This is a genomic window from Halobacillus seohaensis (assembly GCF_042663045.1).
Lineage (GTDB): Bacteria > Bacillota > Bacilli > Bacillales > Halobacillaceae > Halobacillus_A > Halobacillus_A seohaensis.
The window spans coordinates 25,313-34,044 of the sequence record NZ_JBHSZV010000041.1; the positions used below are offsets into that span (position 1 = coordinate 25,313).

The 8,732-nt window shown below is 40.7% G+C and carries 7 protein-coding genes; 2 read left to right on the forward strand and 5 right to left on the reverse strand.

The window, feature by feature from the left end:
* Positions 1–2: 2 nt before the first annotated feature.
* A complete protein-coding gene (locus ACFQIC_RS15825) occupies positions 3–968 on the reverse strand; it encodes an AAA family ATPase (protein ID WP_204711783.1) in 966 nt (321 codons plus the stop codon).
* Positions 969–1,589: 621 nt separating this feature from the next.
* Here ACFQIC_RS15825 and ACFQIC_RS15830 point away from each other — a divergent pair.
* The gene (locus ACFQIC_RS15830) at positions 1,590–2,420 is read left to right on the forward strand and encodes a CAP domain-containing protein (protein WP_204711785.1); all 831 of its coding nucleotides are present in this window, start codon (positions 1,590–1,592) and stop codon (positions 2,418–2,420) included.
* Between the two features lie 176 nt (positions 2,421–2,596).
* On the opposite strand, the gene ACFQIC_RS15835 is transcribed toward ACFQIC_RS15830, so the two are convergent.
* From ACFQIC_RS15835 to ACFQIC_RS15850, 4 genes are read right to left on the reverse strand one after another with little or no spacing between them, the layout of a single operon-like run.
* A complete protein-coding gene (locus ACFQIC_RS15835; protein ID WP_204711787.1) occupies positions 2,597–3,574 on the reverse strand; it encodes a phosphotriesterase family protein in 978 nt (325 codons plus the stop codon).
* Positions 3,575–3,625: 51 nt separating this feature from the next.
* Positions 3,626–5,152, reverse strand: coding sequence for an acyl-CoA carboxylase subunit beta (locus ACFQIC_RS15840; protein WP_204711789.1), 1,527 nt, complete (start codon positions 5,150–5,152; stop codon positions 3,626–3,628).
* A gap of 34 nt (positions 5,153–5,186) precedes the next feature.
* Positions 5,187–6,797 carry a long-chain-fatty-acid--CoA ligase gene (locus tag ACFQIC_RS15845; protein ID WP_204711791.1) on the reverse strand — a complete coding sequence of 537 codons (1,611 nt, stop codon included), beginning with the start codon at positions 6,795–6,797 and terminating at the stop codon, positions 5,187–5,189.
* Between the two features lie 22 nt (positions 6,798–6,819).
* Positions 6,820–7,572 (reverse strand): SDR family NAD(P)-dependent oxidoreductase, encoded by a 753-nt coding sequence (locus tag ACFQIC_RS15850; RefSeq protein ID WP_204711793.1) that lies wholly within the window; start codon positions 7,570–7,572, stop codon positions 6,820–6,822.
* Positions 7,573–7,946: 374 nt separating this feature from the next.
* On the opposite strand from ACFQIC_RS15850, the gene ACFQIC_RS15855 reads away from it, so the two are divergent.
* The gene (locus ACFQIC_RS15855) at positions 7,947–8,648 is read left to right on the forward strand and encodes a YqjF family protein (protein ID WP_204711795.1); all 702 of its coding nucleotides are present in this window, start codon (positions 7,947–7,949) and stop codon (positions 8,646–8,648) included.
* Positions 8,649–8,732 lie beyond the last annotated feature (84 nt).

Below are 8,732 nucleotides of genomic sequence, written 5' to 3' on the forward strand. Positions count from 1 at the left end.
TCTCATTCACTTACATTCCTCTGCACAGGCACTGATATTTGAGATAAAAGTTCAGAGACGATATCTTCAGGCGATAATCCTTCAAATTTTGATTCTGAAGTGAGAATCATCCGATGGGATAAAACGTAAGGTGCCAGAAACTTCACATCATCCGGTAACACATAATCACGATCCATTATAAAAGCATAAGCCTTTGCCGCTTTCATTAAGGAAATAGACCCACGTGGACTTACCCCTAGAGATACCCCCTGGTGACTTCTTGTTCCTGTTACCAAATCAACGATATAACGATGGACGGTTTGATCCACATAAACGTTTTCTACTTCTGTTTGCAAGTCAACAAGTTCTTCACGAGTCAAAACAGCCTTGACTTCATGAATCGGATGACTTCCGGAAGTCCGAGCAAGCATTTCCATTTCCTGCTTTGCATTTGGATATCCCATTCTTAGTTTAAGTAAGAACCGATCCAGTTGGGCTTCAGGAAGAGGGTATGTTCCTTCATATTCAATCGGGTTTTGCGTAGCCATAACGAAGAATGGCTTTTGAAGAGGTACCGGCTCCCCTTCTACTGTTATACTTGTTTCTTCCATACCCTCTAGTAATGAAGATTGTGTCTTAGGAGATGTACGGTTAATTTCGTCTGCTAACACGATATTCCCTAAGATGGGGCCAGCGCGAAACTCAAACTCTAACGTCTTAGGATTATAAATGGAAACACCCGTTACATCTGAAGGTAGCAAGTCTGGGGTGAATTGGATGCGTTTAAAGTCACAATCTAGTGATTTCGCTAACGTACGAACAAGCATCGTCTTTCCTACACCTGGGACATCCTCTAATAAAACATGTCCTTTCGCAAGCAAAGCAACAACACTAAGCAAGGCTTCCTCATCTTTTCCTATCATCACTCTATTAATATTTTTTAAGACTTCTGAAATTTTTGGTTGATATAAAAACGTTTGGTTAACCATTCGTCAAAATCCCTCGTTTCTTACACTCTATTTTCTGAAAAGTCATTCTTATTATAACTATACTATATCCATAGTCTTACGACAAAACTTGCGGTGCTTTAATGAATGAAATATCACGATCATCAGAAACGTTAAATTTAAAGTAGAAAGAACTATTATTTTAATAGAAAATGCATCGTGAACAAACGGGATTCGGTAATATATTCTTATTTCCGGGGAAATAATTGCTTTCGCATAATAATTATCAGAATTTCTGCGAATACACCGAATATAATTAAAAACCTTCATCCGCACCTTCATCTTAAAGTAATTTGCGTAATCTTAGCGTAACATTCGTAAAAAAACATCCGATATTCTCAACTTGTCAACATAAGTTTATTGGTAAAATATCACTCATTTAACTTAATCATTCCATTTAAATAAAAATATACATCCAAAGGAATTTCCATCTAATATCTTATACATCAAGGGGTGGATGGAGAATTCTCACCAATTCATTATATCAGTCTTTCATAAACGATATCTCCCCTTAAGTCATCCAAATATATCCTGATATATTACAAGAATTGAATGATAGGATGAAGTTGTAGCAAAAAACAGCACACAAGGAGGAAGCTAAATATGAAACGCAAGTCAATTATTATTTCAGGAGCACTTGCCCTATCACTTTTAACGGCTCCAGCTACTTCTCTAGCGTCAACAGGGGATAGCCAAGGGTATCAAGCAGAACAAAAAGACAGCCATGTAGAGAAGGCTTTCGAATGGATATCTCAGAATGAAGATCTATTAAAAGTAAATAATTCTCAGAATATAGATCTACAGTCTCTGTTCGACCAACTACAACAAGGTCATCAAAACACGGAACAACCTGCTCCAGCTGAGGAACAGCCTGAAGCAGAACAACCAGAAGCACCTGTAGAACAGCCAGCTGATCAGCAGCCAACTCAGAAAGAACAACAAACTACTGAAGCTCCACAAGAGCAACCAGCTGAAGAAGAAACAACAGAAGAACAACCTACCGAAGAGGCTACACAGGAAGAAACAAACACCGAACAAGCTGAAACAAGCTCTGAAGTATCCGCTTTTGAACAACAGGTAGTCGAGCTAACAAACGAGGAACGTGCTAAAGAAGGACTAGCACCACTTAAATTAGATACTGAACTTAGTGGCGTAGCAAAAGACAAATCACTAGATATGCAGCAGAACGGGTATTTTTCACACAATAGCCCAACTTATGGGTCACCGTTTGATATGATGAATGAATATGGAATCGATTATACAACGGCTGGAGAGAACATCGCTAGAGGGCAAACTTCTCCTGAGCAAGTTGTTGAAGGATGGATGAACAGTGAAGGACATCGCAAAAACATCATGAACTCCTCCTTTACTCACATTGGCGTTGGCCATGCTGAGAATGGTAACTATTGGACACAAATGTTCATCGCAAAATAAGGTAAATCTTCTAGCAACCCCCATCGAGATATTTAATTTCGGTGGGGGTTTTATATAATAATTGATAATTCCTTGGTTATATCTTTACATAAACTCACAAAAGAAAAGCCTCTCCACACTAACGAGAGACTTAATCTATATTCGATATTATTTTTACAAACATTTCTTTATGAGTCTTAAGTAAATAGCTTCGCTGAATTCGCTTGGAACATTTGTGTAATATGGCCTTCAGTTATCGCTCCCCGCTCTAGAAGGCTTGGCAGGACGTTACGGAATAAGTGATCAGGTCGCCAATTTTGCAAAAGGCTAGCAAGTTGGTCAGGCATAACGGGTTCGCGTCCCCACCAGACATTCACTGTATCATGAGAAAGGAAAATTTGTTTCTCGTACCCTAACCCAATAAGTCCAGATAATACACCCATTCGTTCTTCATCCATGGGCGCACCGACAGCCCCTTGTAACCCCCAGCGGTCAAGCGCGATATACACCCCTTTGTGGAGAACTTGCAAATGTTGATTGATATCTGTAGAACCACACATGTGACCAATAACAATTTTAGTTGGGTCTGCTCCTGCTTCAATCAATAATTCAGCTTGTTCGGGACCCATAGTTCCTTCTTGGGTATGGGTTAGGAGAACAATCCCTGTTTCTTTCTGTGCTTTAACAGCTGCTCGAAAAAACATTAGCTCATATTCTGTAATTTCACTTTTGCTAGAAGCTAACTTAATAATCCCAGGTTTGATTCCTGTTCCTTCTATTCCATTTGTAATTTCTTCCATGAACATTTCGTATATTTCTTCTTCCGCGGTTCCTAACTGCTGTCTGAATTTAAAATACGGAGTGGCTCCCTCTCCTTCATAATAAAATCCGGTGGCACAAATAATCTTTAATCCCGTAGCCTCTGAGACCGCTTGAAGCAAGTTTACATCACGGCCGCACTCGTTAGGTGTCGGGTCTACCACCGTTTCAACCCCTTGCTGTTGGATCATTTTTGCAACTTCAATTCCCTGTTGCTTCTTTTTCTCAAAATCATTTGTTCCAAGTGTCATATCCCCTTGAAATCCAGGATAACCGAAATAAAAATGTTCATGAATAAGTGTCTTTCCTAGTTTACTAGATTCTACTGGACCCAAAACCGTCTCGACCTTTCCCATTTAAAACACCTCCGCTATTGTCGTGTTTCGTCTACGGTCCATTCCAGCTCATCATTGAGACATCGGCCATTCAGCCAAGCGTCTTTCACTTTTTATAGGACCAGCTGATGTTGCTGATTCAAGTAACCTCATTAAAAATGCACGAGTTTGACTTGGTTCAATCACATCTTCAATCAAAAACTTCCCAGCTGCTTTATATGGGGAACTATCAAATGCCCACTGTTCTAATAAACTTTCCCGTTCTGCTTTAGGGTTGTCTGATTGTTGAATTTGTCTACCATACACAACATTCACTCCTACTTCAGGTCCAGTGAAGTTAATTTCCGCTGACGGCCAAGCTGCAACTACGTCCGCCCCCATACCTGGACCACACATGTTGCCATAAGCTGCCCCAATACTTTTACGAATGACAACTGAATACTTAGGAACCGTTGATTTTGCCAAAGCCGTATTCCAATTCATAATTTTTGATGGCATCTTTTGTTTTTCAGCATTACTGCTCACACGAAAGCCCGGTGTGTCGTGTAAAAATAATAATGGAATATGGTAAGAATCACACAAACAGATGAAGTCCACTGCCTTGTCGCACTCTTCTGGACCTGGTGAACCAGCCATATAAATCGGCTGATTTGCGATAATTCCAACTGTCCTTCCATTTAATCGAGCCAACCCAGTAACAAGGGCTTTTCCATAAAAGGAACGAAAGTCCATGTAAGAGTCTTGATCAACAAGAACCCGAATCACTTTTTCCATATCATAAGCACGCCGGTTGTTTTCAGGTACAATCGTTCCAAACTCTACATCCCCATCCTTTACATTACGTGGTTCTTCAGAGAGCGATGGGGTTTCTCCAGAGTGGGAAGGCAAATAACGAAAAAAACGTCGGAGGGCATCCATCGCCTCGTGTTCACTATTTGCAATATGGTCAATTTGACCCGTATATTTAGCGTGGATTTCTGGACCACCGAGTTCTTCTGCTGTTAGGTTTTCACCACTCGCCATCTCCAGCATTCTTGGTCCAGCAACGGCCATTCCTGAACCTTTGACTTGTGTAACAAAATCAGAAGTAACTGCCATCCACGTAGGACCGCCGTAACTTTCTCCTAAAATAGCTGTTAAAATAGGTGTCTCTCGACTGTGATCTAGTAAAGTTGACGGAAAAAGCTTATCACTTATTCCATCCGACCCCATCCCATCTGGCATTCTAAGCCCACCACCTTCACATAAATTGAAGATGGGCAGCTTTCGCTTTTTCGCATAAGATTGAAAGTATTCACTTTTCCGGAGATGAACTTCTCCTTCTGTTCCAGAGAGAACAGAAACATCCATGGCTTGAACAACTGCTTCTCTACCTTCTACTTTTATTAATCCTCCGACCAAGCCATCTGCAGGGGTCTTGGTTTCCATGCCAGGTACGGAAGAATGCGCTAATCCGCCTAATTCTAAAAAGGACCCTTCATCCGCAAGCAGATTAATTCTCTCTCTTGCTGAAAGACTTCCTTTTTTGCGTTTTTTGTGCTCTGACTTTTGAATCGCTTCATCTTTCTTCTCTTGTAGTTGTTTTACATAACCATCCATAGAGTCACCTTCTTCTATAAGGACTTTGTTTCAACTATACTTTTTTGGAAGATTCTTCACGTATCGTTCGACGGAGTATTTTTCCTACGTTCGTTTTCGGCAGTTCTCTCCGAAATTCTATTTCCCTCGGTACTCGATATACTGCCATATTATCCCGACAGAATTGAATTAACTCCTCTTCTGTAGTTGATTTACCTTCATTTAAAACAACAACAGCTTTGACACTTTCTCCTCTATATTCATCAGGAACACCAATGACGACAGCCTCTTGAACGTCCTCATGTTCGTAAAGGATTTCCTCTACATCACGAGGATAGACATTGTATCCACTAGCAATGATCATATCTTTCTTGCGATCTAAAATGTACAAGTAACCTTCATCATCCACTCGTCCAATATCGCCCGTATAAAGCCAACCATCCCGAATGGCTGTTGCCGTTTCCTCAAGATTGTTCCAGTAACCTTTCATAACTTGTGGTCCATGAATTATAATCTCACCCGTTTCCCCAACTTGCATTTCTTCGGTTCCACTGCCAACATCAACAATTTTATAATCTGTTGATGGAACGCCAATACCAACACTTCCTGGTTTGCGTTCACCAAACATCGGATTACAGTGGGTAACTGGTGCTGTTTCAGATAATCCATATCCTTCAAAAATTCGTGCTCCTGTTTTCGCTTCAAAACTCCTCATTAGTTCTTGCGGCATAGGGGCGCTTCCACTATTACAAACACGAATACTCCCAATTCCATACTCTTCTGCCTTCGGGTGACTCGTAATACCTACATACATGGTAGGTACTCCTGGGAACATTGTCGGTTGCTCTTGCTTAATGGTATTTAATACTTCTTCGATTTCAAAACGGGGCAGCATAATGCTCTTGGAACCCGTGTAAATCGACAAGTTCATACAAGAGGTCATACCAAAAACGTGAAATAATGGAATAACGGTTAAACAACGTTCTTCTCCCATTTCCATCTCATCTTGAAAATATTGATACGTTTGCAACACATTAGCTACAACATTTCGGTGGGTGAGCATTGCTCCTTTCGAACGTCCTGTCGTCCCTCCTGTGTATTGAAGCACAGCTAAATCCTCTTTCGGTTCTATCTCAACAGGTCGAGGCGGTCCTGGTGCACTTTGTAAGAATTCAGTAAACTCATTTTCACTTCCTGTCTTTTCATAATCTCCCGTAAATTGAACGACTACTACATTTTTGATCGATGTTTGGTCTTTAATTTTTTCCAGAATAGGAACAAGCGGAGCGTAGATGACAATGGTTTCCGCCCCTGAGTCTGTTAAAATATGTTCAAGCTCACGATCGACAAGCATCGGATTCACTTGGGTAACGACACCACCCGCCTGCAAGATACCATAATAGCTAATGACGTATTGTGGGCAGTTTGGCAGCATTATAGCCACACGATCCGCTTTACTGACTCCTTGATGTTGCAGAGACGAAGCGAATCCAGCACTCTGTACAGCTAATTGGTGATAGGTAATTTCATTTCCATAAAAGGACAAGGCCGGTTTGTCAGGATACTGACGGGCAGAGTCTTCGAGAATGGCCGTCAAAGGTACGCTTGGAACCTCAATTTCTGAATGAATATGTTCTGGATAATGCTTTTTCCATACTTGTTCCATTAGTAATTCCTCCTTAAGAAATTTAGAATGTTAATCCTCCACCATCAACCATCAACGTTTCCCCTGTAATAAAAGAAGCCTGATCTGAAGATAAGAATACGACAGCTTCTGCAACTTCCTCAGGTTTGCCAATACGCCCCAAAGCATTTGCAGAAGATACCACGTCCCATTTGCGCTTATCTTCACGCCATTTGTCAACAATTGGTGTATCAATAACACCAGGACCCACTGCATTGACACGGATACCATAGCGTCCATATTCTAAAGCTCCGTTCTTTGTCAGTGTTACGATCCCCCCTTTTGAAGCATTATAGGCACTCACTCTTTTTTTGCCTTTAAACCCGAGTACACTTGACGTATTAGTGATCGCCCCTTTGCCATATTCCATCATTACGGGAATAGCATGCTTCATTCCAAAAAACACACCCTTCAAATTGGTATCGACGACACGCTCCCACTCCAACTCTGTCATTTCATGAAGCTTCTTCTCATCACCTCCGACACCTGCATTGTTAAATAAAATATCGATTGATCCGAAGCTATTTTTGGCATAGGCGACAGCCTCTTTGACACTAGATTCCTTCGTAACATCTGTTTCGAAAAACGCTGCACTTCCTCCTTTGTCTTCAATTTCCTTGACTACCTCTTCTCCTTTTGCCCGATTACGATCGCAGATAAGGATTTCGGCACCTTCATCTGACATTCGAACGGCCGTAGCATGACCAATTCCACTAGCTCCCCCGGTAATAATCGCATTTTTCCCTTTAAGCCTCATGGTTTCACTCCTTCATTCTCTCCGTGTTTGCTCTTTAACTACAATCCTCCGTATTCACCCTTTCCTCATCACATACTGACTTTATACCTTAATTAATGATAACGCTTTCAAAAAAAGGAACAACACTTCCTTCATACTTATCCTGTACGTTCCCCTTATTCAAGAATCATAATACTAACCAGTCAGTATATAACTCTTAAAAAAAGTCCAATCTACATTTTACTATATATTAACTTTTCTGATAATTCAAGGTAATTAATATTCTCTCTCTTGTTTAGAACAATAAACCAGGGATTAAGTATAATCTAACTAAATCAATGAGTTTTAGGGGAGAATGTCTACTATTAAAGTTCATTTAGAAAGGAAGTGTTGATTTGCCAAGCCAACTGTTACAACACGCTACCAATCGTCCATGGATGATGAGGCAAAGGTGGGAACATTTGCTATTTATGCATCAGCCCGCCTCCAAACAACTTTTAAAATTAAACCTCCCACCTATGTTGGAATTAGATACATTTGACGGCGAAGCATGGATCGGAATTATTCCATTTCAAGTAAGTGATTGGAGGCTGCGAGGAATGCCCGCAATCCCCTATCTAAAATCATATTTGGAAGTGAATGTTCGTACGTATGTTAAACATCAAGGAGTGTCAGGTGTTTACTTTTTCAGTCTAGATGCCAACCTTCTTCCTGCAGTCATCGGTGCTAGGACGTTTTCACTTCCGTATCATTATGCGGATATGGAACTCACCAAAGAAAGTGGGCGCTTTAGCTATTTTAGTCATCGAAAAAACAAATCATTCGGTAATTTTGAGGGGAATTATAGGCCAGTTTCTGAGTTTTATTACCCCGATGAGGGGACACTGGTCCATTGGTTCGTAGAGAGGTATATTTTATGGACCATTAAGGGAAGATCATTACTTAGAGGAGATATTCATCATAAAAGATGGAAGATAAGTAACGCAGAAGCTAATATTAAAACGAATACACTCACTCTATTTGCAGCAGGAAACGACTGGCAACTTCACTATGCTTCACCAAGAGAGGCTTTGCTTTGGGCATTAAGGAAAGTATAAAATAAACGGTCTGCCCTATATAAAGTGGACCCTATGTCAAGGACACTTTGAAAAAAACTACTAACATTTATCACTCTTACCTCT

Excerpts from the sequence above, each read along its gene's own strand:
- ACFQIC_RS15835 (WP_204711787.1), bottom strand. The coding sequence starts at position 3,574 with ATGGGAAAGGTCGAGACGGTTTTGGGTCCAGTAGAATCTAGTAAACTA.
- ACFQIC_RS15845 (WP_204711791.1), bottom strand. The coding sequence starts at position 6,797 with ATGGAACAAGTATGGAAAAAGCATTATCCAGAACATATTCATTCAGAA.
- ACFQIC_RS15825 (WP_204711783.1), bottom strand. The coding sequence starts at position 968 with ATGGTTAACCAAACGTTTTTATATCAACCAAAAATTTCAGAAGTCTTA.
- ACFQIC_RS15840 (WP_204711789.1), bottom strand. The coding sequence starts at position 5,152 with ATGGATGGTTATGTAAAACAACTACAAGAGAAGAAAGATGAAGCGATT.
- ACFQIC_RS15830 (WP_204711785.1), top strand. The coding sequence starts at position 1,590 with ATGAAACGCAAGTCAATTATTATTTCAGGAGCACTTGCCCTATCACTT.
- ACFQIC_RS15850 (WP_204711793.1), bottom strand. The coding sequence starts at position 7,572 with ATGAGGCTTAAAGGGAAAAATGCGATTATTACCGGGGGAGCTAGTGGA.